At 62.6% G+C, this 16,121-nt stretch carries 15 protein-coding genes; 12 read left to right on the forward strand and 3 right to left on the reverse strand.

Annotated elements, in window-relative coordinates; all coding sequences use genetic code 11:
• Positions 1 to 185 (reverse strand): RNA polymerase sigma factor region1.1 domain-containing protein (locus VIO10_RS09215; RefSeq protein ID WP_331962717.1); only part of this gene is annotated, 185 nt, incomplete at its 3' end.
• 434 nt (positions 186 to 619) lie between these two features.
• Here VIO10_RS09215 and VIO10_RS09220 point away from each other — a divergent pair.
• The 4 genes from VIO10_RS09220 to VIO10_RS09230 all read left to right on the forward strand — a co-directional run bounded on the left by VIO10_RS09220 (position 620) and on the right by VIO10_RS09230 (position 5,948).
• A complete protein-coding gene (locus tag VIO10_RS09220) occupies positions 620 to 1,633 on the forward strand; it encodes a hypothetical protein (protein ID WP_331962720.1) in 1,014 nt (337 codons plus the stop codon).
• 67 nt (positions 1,634 to 1,700) lie between these two features.
• On the forward strand, positions 1,701 to 4,034 hold the full coding sequence (locus VIO10_RS09225; protein ID WP_331962723.1) for a DNA polymerase domain-containing protein: 2,334 nt from the start codon (positions 1,701 to 1,703) through the stop codon (positions 4,032 to 4,034).
• Between the two features lie 18 nt (positions 4,035 to 4,052).
• Positions 4,053 to 4,751, forward strand: a complete 699-nt coding sequence (locus tag VIO10_RS16315) for an HAD family hydrolase (protein WP_414645326.1) — start codon at positions 4,053 to 4,055, stop codon at positions 4,749 to 4,751.
• Positions 4,752 to 4,874: 123 nt separating this feature from the next.
• Positions 4,875 to 5,948 carry a class I SAM-dependent methyltransferase gene (locus tag VIO10_RS09230; RefSeq protein WP_331962726.1) on the forward strand — a complete coding sequence of 358 codons (1,074 nt, stop codon included), beginning with the start codon at positions 4,875 to 4,877 and terminating at the stop codon, positions 5,946 to 5,948.
• 10 nt (positions 5,949 to 5,958) lie between these two features.
• Here VIO10_RS09230 and VIO10_RS09235 read toward each other — a convergent pair whose 3' ends face one another.
• Positions 5,959 to 7,782 carry an FAD-binding protein gene (locus VIO10_RS09235; RefSeq protein WP_331962729.1) on the reverse strand — a complete coding sequence of 608 codons (1,824 nt, stop codon included), beginning with the start codon at positions 7,780 to 7,782 and terminating at the stop codon, positions 5,959 to 5,961.
• Between the two features lie 104 nt (positions 7,783 to 7,886).
• Between VIO10_RS09235 and VIO10_RS09240 the strand changes: the two genes are divergently transcribed.
• The 5 genes from VIO10_RS09240 to VIO10_RS09260 all read left to right on the forward strand — a co-directional run bounded on the left by VIO10_RS09240 (position 7,887) and on the right by VIO10_RS09260 (position 11,495).
• Positions 7,887 to 8,756, forward strand: coding sequence for a helical backbone metal receptor (locus VIO10_RS09240; protein WP_331962732.1), 870 nt, complete (start codon positions 7,887 to 7,889; stop codon positions 8,754 to 8,756).
• Positions 8,753 to 9,784 carry an iron ABC transporter permease gene (locus VIO10_RS09245; protein ID WP_331962735.1) on the forward strand — a complete coding sequence of 344 codons (1,032 nt, stop codon included), beginning with the start codon at positions 8,753 to 8,755 and terminating at the stop codon, positions 9,782 to 9,784. The genes VIO10_RS09240 and VIO10_RS09245 overlap by 4 nt, the downstream gene beginning before the upstream one ends.
• Complete coding sequence (locus tag VIO10_RS09250) at positions 9,781 to 10,599, forward strand: ABC transporter ATP-binding protein (protein WP_331962738.1); 819 nt, start codon at positions 9,781 to 9,783, stop codon at positions 10,597 to 10,599. Before VIO10_RS09245 ends, VIO10_RS09250 begins: the two co-directional genes overlap by 4 nt.
• Positions 10,600 to 10,702: 103 nt before the next feature.
• Positions 10,703 to 10,981 (forward strand): DUF1778 domain-containing protein, encoded by a 279-nt coding sequence (locus VIO10_RS09255; RefSeq protein WP_331962741.1) that lies wholly within the window; start codon positions 10,703 to 10,705, stop codon positions 10,979 to 10,981.
• Entirely contained in the window at positions 10,971 to 11,495 is a 525-nt protein-coding gene (locus VIO10_RS09260) for a hypothetical protein (RefSeq protein ID WP_331962744.1), read from the forward strand. The genes VIO10_RS09255 and VIO10_RS09260 overlap by 11 nt, the downstream gene beginning before the upstream one ends.
• A gap of 520 nt (positions 11,496 to 12,015) precedes the next feature.
• On the opposite strand, the gene VIO10_RS09265 is transcribed toward VIO10_RS09260, so the two are convergent.
• Positions 12,016 to 12,813 carry a DUF5677 domain-containing protein gene (locus VIO10_RS09265; protein WP_331962747.1) on the reverse strand — a complete coding sequence of 266 codons (798 nt, stop codon included), beginning with the start codon at positions 12,811 to 12,813 and terminating at the stop codon, positions 12,016 to 12,018.
• A gap of 623 nt (positions 12,814 to 13,436) precedes the next feature.
• On the opposite strand from VIO10_RS09265, the gene VIO10_RS09270 reads away from it, so the two are divergent.
• From VIO10_RS09270 to VIO10_RS09280, 3 genes are all read left to right on the forward strand, one after another.
• Entirely contained in the window at positions 13,437 to 14,117 is a 681-nt protein-coding gene (locus tag VIO10_RS09270) for an HAD family hydrolase (protein WP_331962750.1), read from the forward strand.
• Between the two features lie 13 nt (positions 14,118 to 14,130).
• Complete coding sequence (locus VIO10_RS09275; RefSeq protein ID WP_331962752.1) at positions 14,131 to 15,126, forward strand: metallophosphoesterase; 996 nt, start codon at positions 14,131 to 14,133, stop codon at positions 15,124 to 15,126.
• 78 nt (positions 15,127 to 15,204) lie between these two features.
• Complete coding sequence (locus tag VIO10_RS09280) at positions 15,205 to 16,119, forward strand: complex I NDUFA9 subunit family protein (RefSeq protein ID WP_331962755.1); 915 nt, start codon at positions 15,205 to 15,207, stop codon at positions 16,117 to 16,119.
• The last annotated feature ends 2 nt before the right edge of the window (positions 16,120 to 16,121 follow it).

Genomic DNA, 16,121 nt, shown 5'->3' on the forward strand with positions numbered 1-16,121 from the left:
GTCGGGACTTCCTCGAGCACCTTGATATCAAGGTCCTCGAAGCTGTCCAGCGCGGCGCGCAGGTCGGTTGGTGAAGCTACATCCTGCGGCAGGTAGTCGTTGACCTGCTCGAAGGTCAGGTAGCCCTGCTCACGGCCGAGATCAACCAGACCCTGTAGGTCTTTACCTTCGTACTTCTGCTTCATTCGTTTTGCTTCCGTTTTGCGCGGGCGTTGGCCGTCGATGCGATGCGTGAAAATCGGCGCGCAATGCGGCCGTCATTGCGACCGCGAGCCGGGAATCAAGTAGCCTCATTTATACAGACGAGAATACAAAGGCAAGTGAGCCACACCAAAGAATCAAGTCTAAGGATCGCTACGCCCAGAGTCAACTTAACCGTCGCCTCGCTCGCGCGATCATTGGGCGAATCACGCTCCGCCGCGCGGCCTGGTCGCGAATTCGCGCTCGCCGGTCACCGCTACATACATTATACGCATCGTTTGCCGGTTTGGCTGCATTGCGGCCGATCTTTTCCTCTGACTCGAGCCGAAGTGCCGGAAAATGAGTGCGCGCTGGAAATCGCGAGCGGGCCTCCGTATTCTCGACGCTGCTGCGCCTCGCTTTGAGCACAATTTTGGCAATGCACGCGATAATCCTGACCCTCAGCTTCGCGATAATCCTCGCCGGCTCGGAACTTTTTACCAATGGGGTCGAATGGTTGGGGCATCGATTGCACGTGGCTGAGGCCGCGGTCGGGAGCCTGCTCGCCGCGGTCGGGACCGCGCTGCCGGAGACCTTCATCCCGGCGGTCGCGCTGTTGACCGGCCGCGACCGCGCGGCGGCGCATACCGCGGTTGGACTTGGAGCGATTGTCGGCGCACCGCTGATGCTGTCCACGGTGGCGATGTCCGTGATGGGCATTGCGGCGCTCGCATTTCGCCGGCGCCGGGGACGGGTCGCGCTGAAAGTGGTGCGCGAGGACGCGCGCCGGGATCTCGCATTCTTCTTTCCGGTTTTTTTGTGCCTGATGATCGCAGGCACAGTCGAGATGGGTGCGGTGCTTCGCCACCTCCTCGCACTGGCATTGTTGATAGTGTACGCGAGCTACGCGGTTGTGATGCTGCGGCTCAGGCGCGTGGCCGGCGCGCAGCTCGAGCGCGGACTCTACTTCGAATCGATTTTGCGCGGGAATCCGCTCGATCCGCGCGCATCGGCGACGGCCGCGCAGGTAATCGTGGGCGTGCTGGCGATTCTGATCGGTGCAGTCGAGTTCGTCGATCAGATCGTCGTGTTCTCAGCCCATGTGCATCTCAATCCCGGCGTGCTCTCGCTCATGTTGAGCCCGCTCGCGACCGAACTGCCCGAGAAATACAACTCCGTTGTCTGGATTCGGCAGGGCAAGGACCATCTCGCGCTCGCCAACATCACTGGCGCGATGGTCTTCCAGTCGTGCATCCCGGTTGCACTGGGGCTCGCGTTTTCGCCGTGGCATCTGACCAGTCCCGAACTGCTCGCGGGATCGATCGCGCTCGCTTCGGCAGCGATTCTGTACATCAATCTGCGCGACTCGGAACTCGGAACTCCGACGCTGATGATCGGCGCAGCCGCATACGCGATCTTTCTGATTGGCGTCTGGTACCTCGGCGCGTTCTGAATCCACGCGCGGGGGCGCGTTGTCCCACGCGAGCTTGCGGGTGCACAATCGAGGGACGCGGGACGCGATGACTACTTACCAAGAGATTTCGGCTCAGTTTTACGGCAACCGCCTGCTGTTCGGCGATCCCGCCGAGCCGGGCGTGGTCGCGGTCGAGGCCGCATCGAACACCGAGATCGACGTTTACCGGCGCCTGTCGGGCAAGCTTGCGCGCGAGCGCCGTCCGATTCGGCTGTTTGCGCTGGTCGAGAATGCTGCCTTGCTCGAAGGTTTCAGCCCCGCGCATGAGACGCGCACGCTCGAGGGCGATTTCCGTTACCGGATGCTCGTCACCTTCGGCTCGCTCGACGCTCTGGACGCCGCTAGGCGCCATCTCAGGAACGCAACCGGCAAGGCGCCTAACGCGCCTGACGCGCCGTATCTGGTGTTGGCCGATCCGGTCGAGCAGCATCTGATGCTGAGCGGGACCACGTTTTTCATCGGGATGGATTTCAGCGAGCTGCGCCGCCTCCAGCTCGATATCGAGACCTATATCTCGCCGGGGTTTGAATTTCCGTCGGCGGCGCGCGCGGGCGATCGGGTTATCGCGATCTCGCTCACCGACTCGACCGGCTTCGAGCGCTTGCTCAGGGGCACCGAGATGGACGAACGCGCGCTGCTCGACGAGATGGTGCGGATTGTCCAGGAGCGCGACCCCGACGTCGTCGAGGGCCACAACCTGTTCCGGTTCGATCTCGAATACCTGGAGACGCGGGCGCGCCGCCACAAAATGAAGCTCAAGCTGGGGCGCGATGGCGGCGAGCTTCGCGCCCGCCCGTCGCGGATGCAGATTGCGGAGCGTTCGATCGCCTACCGCCGCTACGACATCCCCGGCCGCAGCATCATAGATACGTGGATCCTCGCGCAGCACTACGATATCTCGAGCCGCGAACTGGAGAGCCTGGGGCTGAAGCAGCTTGCGCAACACTTCGGGCTGGCGCGCAAGGGTCGCGTGTATATCGACGCGTCGAAAATCAGCCACTACTTCGAACACGAACCGGAAAAGCTCTACGAGTACGCGCTCGACGACGCGCGTGAGACGCGCGCGCTGGCCGAGACCCTCTCTCCCAGTTACTTCGTGCAAGCGCAGATATTCCCGTACTCGTACCAGAGCGCGGTGCTGCGCGGCAATGCGACCAAGATCGACGCGCTCATGATGCGCGCCTACCTGGCTGCGGGGCATTCCATTCCCGAGCCGTCGCCGCCGAGCCCGGTCGCGGGCGGCTACACGGAGGTTCGCCGATGCGGCGTCGCCCACGGCGTCCTGCACTGCGACGTGACCTCGCTGTATCCGTCGTTGATGCTGCAATATCGGCATGCGCCGGCCGCCGACCGCCTGGGCGTGTTCCTCAAGATGCTTGGCGACCTGCGCAGCTTCCGGGTGCAGGCCAAGGCGCTCGCGCGCGAACTCAAGGGTATCGAGCGGCGCAACGCCGACGCGCTCCAGCAGACGTTCAAGATTCTGATCAATTCATTTTACGGCTACCTGGGTTTTTCGCTCGGCCATTTCAATGACTTCGGCGCGGCCAACGCGGTAACCAGGCGCGGCCGCGATCTGATTCAGCGCGCGGTGGCGAAACTCGAAGAGCACGGCGCGCAGGTTATCGAGGTCGATACCGACGGAATCTATTTTGTGCCGCCACCCGACGGCGCCAGCGAAGAAGGCGCGGACAGGCTCCTGGAGCAGGTTGGATCGATTATGCCCGAGGGAATCCGGCTGGAAATCGACGGCCGTTACCGCGCGATGTTCTCCTACAAAATGAAAAACTACGTCCTGATGGACGAGGCGGGAAAGATGACGATTCGCGGCTCGGGGCTGCGCTCGCGCGGACTCGAACGCTTCCAGCGCCGCTTCATGGAACAGATGTTCCGCCTGCTGCTGGAGGATCGGCGCGGCGAAATTGAGAAACTCCACGGCGACTATCGCGCGCGTCTCGCTCGCCACGAAATCGGAATCGCCGATCTGATGAAGACCGAGACGATCCAGGACTCGCTCGACACTTATCGCAAGAAGATCGGTGACAACAGCCGCAATCCCGCGGCCGCCTACGAGCTGGCGCTCAAGGCCGAGCGGCAGTACCTGGCCGGCGATCAAATTTCATACTACGTCACCGGGCGCGGCGCGCGTGCGGCGGTGAACGCGTCCGCGAAGATGGCGGCGGAGTACGATCCGGACCATCCCGACGAAAACGTGGAGTACTACCAGGCCAAGCTTGCCGACCTTTTCGAAAAATTCCGGGTCTTCGTCGAGCGCCCCGGCCTGTTCGCGCCAGCCGCGGATGACGAGGGCAAGCCGGCTCAGCTCTCGATGTTCGCCGCCCCGCAATCCAAGCCCGAAGAAGAGAAGGCGCCCGAAAAGTAGGGAAATTCCTAACAAAATATGCAGAAGTATCGTCTGTTGATACTAGACTTTGACGGAACGTTATGCGTGACCCACGAAGCGATCGCTTACTGCATTCGCCAGACGTTTGCAGCCTTCGATATGCCTCGGCCCGGGGAGGCAGACATCAGGCGAACTATCGGTATGGGAATAGGTCTCGAAGAGACGTTCGCGAGCCTGAACCCGATACTGAATTCGGAACCGGCGCCCGCGATGTCATCGTGGATCACCACCTATCGACGCATTTATAACAGCGGCGAAGGTCAAGCACGAACGCGTCTGTTCCCTGCCGTACGGTCTGTGCTTCGGAAAGTATCTGACTCGGGAATCGCCGTCGTCCTCTTGAGCAACAAGGGTGAGGTAGCAGTCCGCGCCGCAATGGAACGCTTGAGGATCGCAGAATTTATATCGCTCGCGGCTTGTGATGCACCAGGCATCCAAAAGAAACCTGACCCCGATAGCTTCAAAAGAGTCATTCGGCCCGCGTTTCCACACATAGCCCCGGCGGAGACTCTCGTTGTAGGCGATACGAGCGCGGATATTCTCTTCGCGCGAAACGTAGTTGCCGACTCGTGTTGGGCCTCCTACGGCTATGGACGGGCTGAGGAGTGTTTTCCTCTCAAACCGACCTTCACGATCCAGCGCTTCGCCGATTTGGGAACGATTCTATTTCAGTCAGATGCCGAGTGTGACAGGTGATGTGGCGGATTTCGCAGTCAGATGCGGACTGCTCTCCCGCGTCAACCGGTTAAGTCGCAAGCGTGGGAAGCCTAGCCGCAGATGCGTGAATTGATAGATACTGCCCCTCTGCGGAGGGAAACGATGGCCGACGAGAAACAGCAGCTCGATTGGGACAAGATCAGGCAATTCTGGATGCAGGTATCGATTGATATCGGCGCCGCGATGCTCGGTGCGCTGACCTATATCGGCGATCGGCTGGGAATCTTCAGCGCGCTGGCCGAAGCGGGCGCCGTTACCAGCGCGGCGCTTGCGGATCGGACGGGCCTCAACGAGCGGTATCTGCGCGAATGGCTCAGTGCGATGACGGCGGCTGGATATGTGAATTACGACGCCTCGGCGAAGAGCTACGCGATGCCGCCCGAGCATGCGATGGTGCTGGCGCGCGAGGACTCGCCGTTTTTCGCCGGCGGCATGATCGAAATGATCGTCCCTCATGTGTCGATGGCGCCGAAAGTGATGGCATCATTCAAGAACGGGGGCGGCGTATCGCAGAGCGAGTATCCGCCCGAGACGTGGGAGGCGATGGAGCGTTCGTCAGCCTCGCTATTCCGGAATCAGTTGATTCGCAATTGGCTGCCGGCGATGGCGCAGGTGGTCGCGAAGCTGAACGAAGGCGGCTCGTCGCTGGACGTTGGCTGTGGCAGCGGCCGCGCGTCGATCGAGATCGCATCCGCATTTCCCAAGGCCCAGGTTTTCGGCTTCGACGCGCACCTCGGCTCGGTGGAGCGCGCGCGTGCAAACGCGAAAGCCGCCGGCCTGGACGGCCGGATCAAGTTTGACGTCGTCGATTGCACCAGGCTGCCGGCCGCGCAGTTCGATTTCATCTCGACCATCGACGTGGTGCATGATTCCGTCCATCCGGACGCGCTGCTGAAATCGATTCGAGCCGCGCTCAAACCCGACGGCACTTACCTGATGGTCGAGGTAAACGTGTCGTCGAATCTCGAAGACAACATCAATCCGATGGGGCGGCTGATGTATTCGATAAGCACGCTGTACTGCATGACGACGTCGCTGGCGCACGGCGGCGCGGGAATCGGCGCGTGCATGGGCGAGGCGAAGGCGCGCGAGCTGGTCGCCGCGGCGGGATTCAAGCACTTTCGCCGCCTGCCAGTCGGGGATATGTTTTCGGCGCTCTACGAAATCCGCGCGTAGTTGCAGTCGATCATCGAAGGCGGCGCTGGAAGGCATCCTGCAAGGCGGGTAGGACGCTATCCCAATCGGCGACCAACCCTATATTCGCGCGCTCGAAGATCAGCGCGTCGGCATCGTTGTTAATTGCGACGACCGTATCCGCGCGCTTGAGACCGCAGGTATGGTTGGGCGCGCCGCGCACCCCAAGAGCAATATACAGGCGCGGATCGATCGATTTGCCGGTTAACCCGACCTGCAAATTCCGCGGCACCCATCCATTGTCCGTCACGCGCCGCGTCGCGCATATCGCGGCGCCGAGCACTCGCGCGAATGCGGCGGCTCGCGCGACTCCATCAGGTCCACCGATTCCCATGCCGATGCCAACGACAACCTCGGTGCCTTCGAGCGGTGCAATGGTGGCGTCGAGGATCGAGTGCGCCCTTATGAGCCGGCTTTTCGGCGGGCTCAGCTCAGGACGCGCGATCCGAATCTCGGCTTGCTTGTCTTGCGATGGCGCCGCGAGTTCGAGCACGCCCGGCCGCACCGTCGCCATCTGCGGAAACGTTTTCGAGTAAATCGGCGCGACGATATTGCCGCCGAAGGCCGGCTTGAGCGCGACCATCCGATGCTCCGAGTCGAGCTCGATAGCGATCGCATCGCCGGTAAGCCCCAGGCTTAAGCGCGCGGCCAGCCGGGGTCCCCAGTCGCGCCCGCGCTCGGTCGCGCCGATCAAAATTCCCCACGGCGCGTGCGTCAAGACGAGCTTCGCAACAGCCTCGGCGGCGGCCTCGGGGGTGTACGGAACCAGCGCAGGATGCTCGACGATCAGCACCTGGTCGGCGCCGAAACTCGCAAGCAGCCCCGCGTGTCGCGCGATTGCGCCGCCAAATCCCACCGCGACGAGCGCGCCGCCGAGTCGCGACGCGAGTTCGTCGCCGCGTGAAAGCAGCTCAAGCGTGCCGCGCGTGACGCGGCCTTCAAGGTCGGTCTCGCACGCGATCCACAGGTCATGACTACGATTGCCCGCACGCCGCACCGCCGCGATCGAACGGCGATTGTGCGCGCGCGGGTTGAGCGCGCCGATTGTTTCGAGTGCCGACATCACCTCGGCCGCAGCGCGTTCGGCGTCGGTCGAGTCGATAAACTTGCATTCGGTCTTCGGCGTCACGACGGCGCGAACCTCCTGCACCCACGTCGGCGAACCCGCGAGTCCGAATTCTTTCGGATCGCCGCCGAGCTCCGCCGCGCGCACGGATTGGATCGGCCGGGCCTTCGCCTCCTCGGACGCACCCGGCTTCAGCTTGACCGGCTGCGCGAGGCGCTCGGCGCAGGTGATAACCGCGGGCATCGCGGCCTCGATTTCCTCGAATCCTTCGTCGCTTTCGCGCTCGGCGCGCAGCCGGCGGCCGTCGATTTCCAGCTTTCGCGCGCCGGTTATCTGCGCGGCGCCGATTAGTTCCGCGATCTCGGGGCCGACCTGTCCCGTCTCCGCATCGAGCGAGTACTTGCCGAGCAAAATGAGATCGAAGTTTCCGCGCGCCAGCCAAATCGCGAGCGCACGCGCCGTTGCGAGCGTGTCCGCACCCGCGAAAGCGCGGTCTTCCAGGTGCACCGCGCGATCCATTCCCATCGCGAGCGCATCCTGCAACACGTCGCGCGCCTGCGGCGGCCCCATGGTGACGACAGTGGTGTCGGCGCCGTGGAGATTTTTCAGCTCGACGGCGAGCGAGATCGCGCGCAGATCGAATGCGCTGATCACATTGGGCCCGTCGCGCTTGATGGTCCTGGTGGCGGTGTCGAAGTTGGCTTCCTCGACAAGCGGTATCTGCTTGATGCAAACGGCAATCTTGAGCACGGCGATACTCCCCGTCCCACCAGGCTAGTTGAGCACGCCGGGCGCAGCCAACAAAGCGCGAGGCTGCGCTTACCGGCGCCGGTACGATCAGGTAGTTTCGCGATGTGGGATTGTATCGGCTCGCGGCCGCCGCCGCGCTGTGTGTGTATGCTCTGGTGCTCGCGCCGCCGGCCAACGCGGCCGCTCGGATGCGGATCGTATCGCTGGCGCCGTCGGTAACGGAGACACTGTTCGCGCTGGGCGCGGGTCCCGATGTCGTCGGCGTCTCGCAGTATTGTGACTACCCTGCGCAGGTGCGCGATCTGCCGCGGGTCGGCTCCTTTCTGACTCCCAATCTCGAAGCGATCATCGCGCTGCGGCCCACGCTGGTCGTCGGACTTGAACTGTCATCGGACGTGCGCCAGATTCGCGCCTTGAAGTCGATGGGTTATCCGGTGCTGATGGTCAGCGACGATACTTTGCAACAGATCGAAACCAGTATCGAAACGGTGGGCGCGCGAATCGATCGCCAGCCGCAAGCGCATCGGCTCGTCGCGAAGATTCAGGCGCAGATCGCCGCAGTTCAACAGCGCCTGGCAAGCGTAAAGCCGCAGCGTGTGTTGATGCTCGTCGGCCATCAGCCGATCGTCGCGGTGGGCGCCGGCACTTATCTCGATGAGCTCATGCGGATTGCGCGCGCCGACAACATCGCTGCGGCCGCCGGCCAGCAGTGGCCGCAGCTGAGCATGGAGTACATCATCGCGATGCGTCCCGAGGTCGTGCTGGACGGTTCGATGGGCAGCGACCCGTCGTCGTCGAGCGACTTCTGGGAAAAATATCCGGCGATTCCTGCGGTGCGCGACCATCGCGTCTTCGGCTATGCGCAGGATCCCATTCTTCATGCCGGCCCGCGCGTGGGACAGTCGCTCGAGATAATCGCGCGGATGATTCATCCCGAGGCATGGCAAAATCTGTCCGCTGGTGCACAGCAGTGAACGCGGCCGCAAGCAAACCGCCGTCGCACCTGACGCGCTCGCGGCTGCTCTCGATACTGGCGGCGCTGGCAATCCTGCTGATCGTTTGCGCGGCCGCAGCCGCGCTGTTTGGCAGCGCGCATATCAGCCTCGTGCGCGCATTTTCCGACCCCACCAGTCCCGATCACGCGATTTTCTTCGGCGCCCGATTGCCGCGTGTGCTGATGGGCGTGATCGTCGGCGCGATGCTGGCCGCGGTCGGAACGGCTCTGCAAGCGCTCGTGCGCAATCCGCTGGCAGAGGGTGGCATCCTCGGAATCTCCGGCGGCGGCGCGCTCGGCGCGATACTCGCGCTGGTGATGTCCGCGAAACTCGGCGGCGGCGAGGCGGCCGTCCCACTGTGCGCATTCGGCGCGGCGCTGCTCTCGACGGTGGCGGTTTACCGGCTCGCGATGGTTGACGGCCAGCTTGAGCCGTTCACGCTGCTGCTGGTCGGCGTGATTTTCAACGCGTTCTGGGGCGCGGCAATCATGCTGGTGAACAGCGTCGTCAACTTCTACTACGCGCATAGCATCCTGTTCTGGCTGATGGGCAGCCTCGAGGCGCCGACCTATGGCGAAGCGGCGAGCGTCGCGGGTTTGGGACTGGCCGGCTTCGCCGTGCTGATGTTTCAAGCTCGCGATCTGAACCTGCTCAGTCTCGGCGACGAGTCGGCTGCCGAACTTGGGGTTGACGTGGACCGGCTGCGGCGCACAATCTTCGTTGCGACCTCGGTCATGATCGGCGCCGCGGTCTCCGTCAGCGGAATCATTTCGTTCGTCGGACTGATCGTTCCGCATACTTTGAGATTGATCTTCGGCGCGGATCATCGGCTGCTGCTGCCCGCGTCGCTGATCGGCGGCGCCGCATTCATGGTCGCGGCGGACCTGGTCGCGCGCGTCGCAATCGCCCCGGCCGAAATTCCCGTCGGCGCGATCACCGCGCTCTGCGGCGGCCCGTTCTTCATCTACATGCTGCGGCGCGAAGGCAGGAGACCGCTTTCGCTATGACGACGACATCGCGCGACACCGCCGCCGCCATGCGTGCGAGCGCGATCCACGCGGGATATCCGGGAGTACCCGTGCTGCATGGCGTCTCGATCGAAGTGGCGGCCGGCGAAATGCTCGCCATCGTCGGTCCAAACGGGGCAGGCAAGTCCACCCTGCTCAAGGTGCTCGGCGGCTCGATAAAACCGGGCGCGGGAAGCGTCGAACTTTTCGGCCGCCCGCTCGATTCGATCGATCGCCGGGAATTCGCGCGCACGGTTGCGTCGGTTGGCCAGGAAAACGCGGTCGCATTTCGCTTCACGGTGCTGGAAATCGTGCTGATGGGACGCGCGCCGCATCTCGGCGCCTTCGGCTTCGAGAGCCCGCACGATTTGGAAATCGCATCCGCGGCGCTCGACCGCTTCGACCTGCTCGAGCTTGCCGCGCGCCACGTTCAGGAACTGTCCGGCGGCGAACGCAAGCGCGTGTTCCTGGCCCGCGCGCTCGCACAGGAGCCGAAGGTTGCACTGCTCGACGAGCCGACCGCATTTCTCGATCTCAAGCACGTCGCGGAAATTTTCGCGCGCTTTCGCGAGCTGTGCGCCGAGCGCGGCATGGCCGTCGTTGCGACGCTGCACGATCTCAATGCCGCCGCGCTCTATGCCGATCGCGTGCTGCTGCTCGCCGATGGGGCCGCGGTCGCGTATGGAACACCAGCGGAAGTTCTGACCGTGGAGAATCTGCGGCGGGTTTACGAGACCGAGGTGTACGTCGGGCGCAATCCCTCGACGGGCGCGCTCATAATTCTACCCGCCGCACTTCCCTCTGCCCGCGCGTAGCCACTTCGAGGCACACCAGCGCCGCGCGCGGCAGAGCATTGTACGGACGCCGTACGTGCGCTAGATTCAAAGGCCTGGCTGGAAGAACAATTGAGGCCGAGCGATGGCAACCGCAGCTACTCGAAACGATCGGATCGAACTACGCGCAACCCGCGAGGAAAAGCAGCTCATTTCCGAGGCGGCGGCGCATGAGCAGCTCGACCTCACGCGGTTCATCATGCGCAACGTCCTTCCGGTGGCGCGTGGCGTAGTGGAGCGATCCGAGCGCATCGTGCTTTCGGAGCGTGATTCGAAGCGTGTGCTCCAATTGTTGGAGAAACCGCCTAAGCCCACGGCAGCGCTGATCGCCGCAGCCAGGCGGCTGGCAAAGCGTGAGCGGTAGAATCGCCTGGCGTGAGGAGGCAATCAGCCGCCGCCACGATCGCAGGAATTTCGATTGTGGCTCTCGGGAACTCAACGAGTATCTACGGCGCTACGCGCGGCAAAATCACGAATCCGGCGGCGCCAAGACTTTTGTGGCGGTGTCACCAGGCGACGCTGTCCGCATCCTTGGCTATTACACGATCAGTCCGGGCGCAATTGAATTTGCGAAGATCCCCGCCGCGATAACTCGACGACTCGGCGGGTACGAAGTGCCTGTGTTCCGTCTCGCGCGGCTGGCCGTAAACCTGACAAGTCAGGGCGGCGGACTGGGCGGGGAGATCTTGCTCGCCGCCGGCAGGCGCGCGCTTTCGGTCGCTGTCGAGGTGGGCGGAGTGGCGCTGGCGATTGACGCGAAGAACGAACGCGCCGCCGAGTGGTACAAGCGTTTCGGTGCAGTGCGGCTGCTCGATGACCGTCTGAAACTGGTCTTGCCTTTGAAGACGATCGCTGATGCGCTCGCTTCTGCGCGGTAGCGGGCTAGCAGACCGAGGTGTACGTCGGGCGCAATCCTTCGACCGGTGCGCTCATAATTCTGCCCGCCGCATTGCCCACCGCCCGCGCGTAGCCCGGCCCTTGTGCCCGTGCGGTTTCGCGCCGCGCCCGCAATGTTGCGGACGAACAGCGGCGGCTACTTTCCCTTGAGGCGGGGATCGTCGGACGCGACGCAGCTAGATGCCTCGATTCCTATCGCAAAACTGCTTACGTCAACGGAATCCTGCGCGACTTTGGGAGCGACCTTCGCAAGTGGCTGCCTACTGTCGGGCACAGCGTCAATTTCCTGTTGAACTTCGTCTAGCGCTTTGACAGCCAACCTACGGCGAGACTCTCTCTCTTTCTCGCAGTTGGAAGCGCTGTCGAACGCGCCCATCTGATTCCATTGCGACAGCGGAGCATTCACGTTGGGCGCTTTTCCCGGCGCATCTGGTTGAGGCACCATCAAATACCAGCCCACAAACGCGAGCGCGGCGGCGTGGCGGTGGTTTATCGTGCGGCTCACTCTTGCGGTCGCGGACGATCTGATGCGAACTGGCGGATTTGGTCGCCGATTCGCGTAAGCTCGTCTTCGAATCCGAATCCCATTCGCTGTGCGAAAGCGCCGCATATGTCGGCGGACGCTGCAAAAATACTGAAGACCACTAGATTTGCGAATTCGCGGTTCTCTACAGATATTCCCGGTCGGCTCTCCAAGACGACGCCGACCGCATCCGTCGGCTCATGGAAATAGAAATCCATCAATGCTGGTGAGGTGTGAACGAAAGCAGACAGCGTCGCGTATTCAAACCGATGTGCTGCCTTATGTCCGACCTTTTCGGCCAGCCAGCCGATTCCTTCATTCGGCTTCCTGCTCCACCAATTTCGCCACCATTCGTCGAGCGTCTCGTCAGCAGCGGTACTGTTAACTATCTCTTGGGCCTTAACCTTTATCTCAGGGTCTCCGTGTTCCACCACTGTGCGCAAGACCCTCCGTCGGTTTCGCTGGTAGTCTTGCAAGAAGAGTCGCGCAGTCTCATCGCCACCAGTCACTATCCAGCGAACTTGATATTCCACTTCTCTCAAAACGCGTGCTAGAACCGCCGCGTCCTGCCAAAAGCCCATTCGCAGAAGTTCTACGGCAGCCTGATATGTTTTGAGGAATCTCCCGAAGAAGAAAATCACGGCGATTTTCGAGGGTGTGGTCTGCACCCGGTCGGTCATCAGCTTGGTGCGCAGAGCGTCGGCCAATCCGTGTATCCGCTTGGCGAGATCGGCGAAACCGCGCGAGGCGAGTGGTTCCTCAACGAAATCAGACATCTACTTCCCCTTGAGGCGTGGATCGTAGGTCGAGATGGGAGTTGCTTCCTCACCCGTGAGTTAGCAGAACCCCGTGCGACGGACAAATGGCGGACAGGCTTCTCCCCGTCATGATACTTGAACATTGCGACCGGCATCGGGAAAGCGCACGCACACAAGGGTAGCAAAGCCGGTGACCGCACCACATTCTGTCTCTCTCCCTTACAGGGAGAGCTGTGCGTAACTAACGCCGGACGCCAGGGCGCCCGTCGAGATTCTTCGCTACAGCAGCCTTCGCTCAGAATGACACGAGGGCCTCTTGTTTTTTTGTGTCATCCTGAGCGCAGCGAAGGATCTCGCACGCCAGCGCGTATCGCTTCAGCACCAACATCCGGTTATGCAAAGCTCGCCTCACAGGGAGAGGCGAAGAAAAAGATCCGGGTTGCTTCGCTGCGCTCAGGATGACACAAAAAACGTTCTAACAGGGTCCTTCGACTTCGCTCAGGATAAACTCCGCCCGCATCTTTTCTTTTCACTTTTCACTTTTCACTTTTCACTGGGTGCAGGGGTCACCCCTGCGCATTTGCCCGCGTCATCGCGCGCCGGTACCTTGTAGGCAGATGTCCTCTGCTCCGACTGAGTCTTTGAACCTCGTATTCGACGCCGACGACACGCTCTGGGATTCCAATATCCATTTTCTCGAGGCGTTCGATTTCTTCGCTGCGGCGGTTGGCGACGCGGGCGTCGGCAGCTCTCGCATCGAGATTCACGCCGCGGTGCGCCGCGCCGAAATGCGGCTTATCAAAACCCATGGTTACGGCCGCCGTCCTTACGTGATGGCGCTGCATCAGGCGGCTGCCGAACTGGCGCCCGCGGGTCACGACCGCTTGCGCGACGAGATCGAGCGAATCGGCGCGCATCTGCTCGATCGCGACTGCGCGTTGCTGCCCGACGTCGAGCCCACGCTTCAGCAGCTTGCGCGGCGTCACCGCCTGCTGATTTTCACCAAGGGCCAGCGCGACGAACAGTTGCAAAAGCTCGCGCGTTCCGGTCTCGGTCCGCTCTTCGATCGGGTCGAGACTCCGCGCGAGAAGGACGTCGATGCCTATCGCCGGCTGGTGCGCGACGCGGAGCTCGATCCGTCGCTGACTTTTATGATTGGAAACAGTCCGCGCTCGGACATCAATCCCGCGGTCGCGGCCGGTCTGCGCGCCGTTTTCATACCGCATCCGCATACCTGGGACCTCGAGCACGAAGAAATCAACGAAGCCGGCGACAGGATCATCGAACTATCCTCCTTCCGCCGCCTGGTCGAAGTATTCTAGTATCGATCATTCGATGTCCACTGCCGAACTCATAGACGACTTGCTTCCGCACCAGCCGCCCGTTGGCGCTGCCGGCCCTGCCAAGGCGAAGCCTCCGCTGGCGCTGCGCCCGCTGCATCGAATGTGGCGGCGCACGATCGACGCGATTCAGCTGTCCAAGGTGGATTTGCCGGTGCGCGGATTGCCGGGGGCTTTGCGCGGACTGGTCGCATGCCAGATAAGCGACTTTCACGTCGATCGCGACGAGGATCTGGAACGATTGGCGCTCGCGGTCGAAGCCATCAATCAACAGCATCCCGACCTGGTCTTTCTCACCGGCGATTATTTTTCCGGCCCCGACACGATGCATCGCTATCTGGGCCCGTTTCGCGAAGCGCTCAGGAATCTGCGTCCGCAGTCGGGCCTGTTTGCGATCCTCGGCAATCATGACCATTGGTCGTCGGCCGAGCGGATCACCGATGCGCTCAAGCGCGCCGGCGCCGACGTGCTCGCCAATGACAGCCGCCGGCTCTTCATTCGCAACGAGCAACTCGTAATCGTCGGCATTGACGATTTGTGGTCGCGGCGCGCGGAGCCTGCGCGCGCGTTTGCCGAGGTCAAGCGCGATGACTGCACGATCGTCCTGGCGCACAATCCCGACACCGCGCTGTACACGCGCCATCTGAAGCCGGGCGTGATGCTCTCCGGCCACACGCATGGCGGCGTCGTGCGAATTCCGTTTTATGGATCGCCGCTCAAATCGGTCCTGCGCATCGGCAAAGAATTCTACTCGGGCCTGAACCGCTACGAAGACTTTTACATCTACACCAATCGCGGTCTGGGCACGTTTTGGCTCAGGATCCGCATCAACTGCCCGCCGGAAGTCTCGCGCTTCTCGCTGACCCCGCTCATCGACGTACCGCACGCCGAGAAACCGGGCTTGAGAGCGAAGCTGCATCCGTTGCGACGGATCCGCCGCCGCCGGACGCCGCGCCCCGTCACTCATCGACCCCATCGAAAGCACGTCTAGCTTGGTCGCGCGCGAGCCGTTCCTCTTTGGATGGCAAAGCCGGTAGCTTCGCCGCGGATTCGAGCTCAGAATCAATCGATGGGCGCAAAGACCGTCACTCTTGCGGGCGGCTCGGGATTCATCGGTCGCGCGATCGCGCGGCGCCTGCTCGCTTCGGGCGAAATCAGGGTGCGCGTGCTCACGCGAAATCCCGAGGCGGCGCGCGCGCGGCTCGATCTACCCGGCATCGAGTTTGTTCGCGCAGACATCGAACAGCCCGCATCGCTCAAGGATGCGCTCCAGGGCGCGGACACGATTGTCGATGCGATCCAGTTCGAAGGCTATCCGGTCGAAAATCCGCGACGCGGCCTCACCTTCGAGCGAATCGACTACGCCGGCGCGGTCGCGCTCATCGACGCGGCGAAGCAGGCCGGTGTGCGGCAATTCATCTACATCAGCGGCGCCGCTGCCGACGAGAACAGCACCCATCCCGGCTTTCGCGCCAAAGGCCGAGCCGAACGCGCGATCCGCGAGTCGGGCCTGGCCTACACGATCTTCCGCCCGTCGCTGGTGTACGGACCGGAGGACAAAGTTGTAAACGGGCTGGCCCGCGCGATCCGTTTCGCGCCGGTCTTCGGCGTGCCCGGCACCGGGCGGCAGAAAGTTCAGCCGGTGCTCGTCGATGATCTAGCGGCGTGCGTGATGCTCGCGGTGTCGGGGCGCGGCCGCAACGGAACTTACGAAATCGGCGGCCCGGAACTGATGACGTTCGACGAGATGATGCGGATCATCATGGACGCGAGCGGACATCGCCGCCCGCTGTTTCATATTCCGGAAGGCATCATGCGCACGATCGGCGGCCTGCTGGAAAAGCTGCCCAAGCCGATGCTGTCGCGCGACGCGGTCACGTTTGTCACGGCCGACAACGCGTGCAACATCAAGCCGCTGGTCGATGAGTTTGGAATAAATCTCACGCCGGCCCGCATCGGGATGGCGTATCTCGCGAAGAAATAGCT

This window comes from Candidatus Binatus sp., from assembly GCF_036567905.1.
Lineage (GTDB): Bacteria > Desulfobacterota > Binatia > Binatales > Binataceae > Binatus.

Excerpts from the sequence above, each read along its gene's own strand:
- VIO10_RS09225 (WP_331962723.1), top strand. The coding sequence starts at position 1,701 with ATGACTACTTACCAAGAGATTTCGGCTCAGTTTTACGGCAACCGCCTG.
- VIO10_RS09280 (WP_331962755.1), top strand. The coding sequence starts at position 15,205 with ATGGGCGCAAAGACCGTCACTCTTGCGGGCGGCTCGGGATTCATCGGT.
- VIO10_RS09275 (WP_331962752.1), top strand. The coding sequence starts at position 14,131 with ATGTCCACTGCCGAACTCATAGACGACTTGCTTCCGCACCAGCCGCCC.
- VIO10_RS09265 (WP_331962747.1), bottom strand. The coding sequence starts at position 12,813 with ATGTCTGATTTCGTTGAGGAACCACTCGCCTCGCGCGGTTTCGCCGAT.
- VIO10_RS09255 (WP_331962741.1), top strand. The coding sequence starts at position 10,703 with ATGGCAACCGCAGCTACTCGAAACGATCGGATCGAACTACGCGCAACC.
- VIO10_RS09230 (WP_331962726.1), top strand. The coding sequence starts at position 4,875 with ATGGCCGACGAGAAACAGCAGCTCGATTGGGACAAGATCAGGCAATTC.
- VIO10_RS16315 (WP_414645326.1), top strand. The coding sequence starts at position 4,053 with ATGCAGAAGTATCGTCTGTTGATACTAGACTTTGACGGAACGTTATGC.
- VIO10_RS09220 (WP_331962720.1), top strand. The coding sequence starts at position 620 with ATGCACGCGATAATCCTGACCCTCAGCTTCGCGATAATCCTCGCCGGC.
- VIO10_RS09250 (WP_331962738.1), top strand. The coding sequence starts at position 9,781 with ATGACGACGACATCGCGCGACACCGCCGCCGCCATGCGTGCGAGCGCG.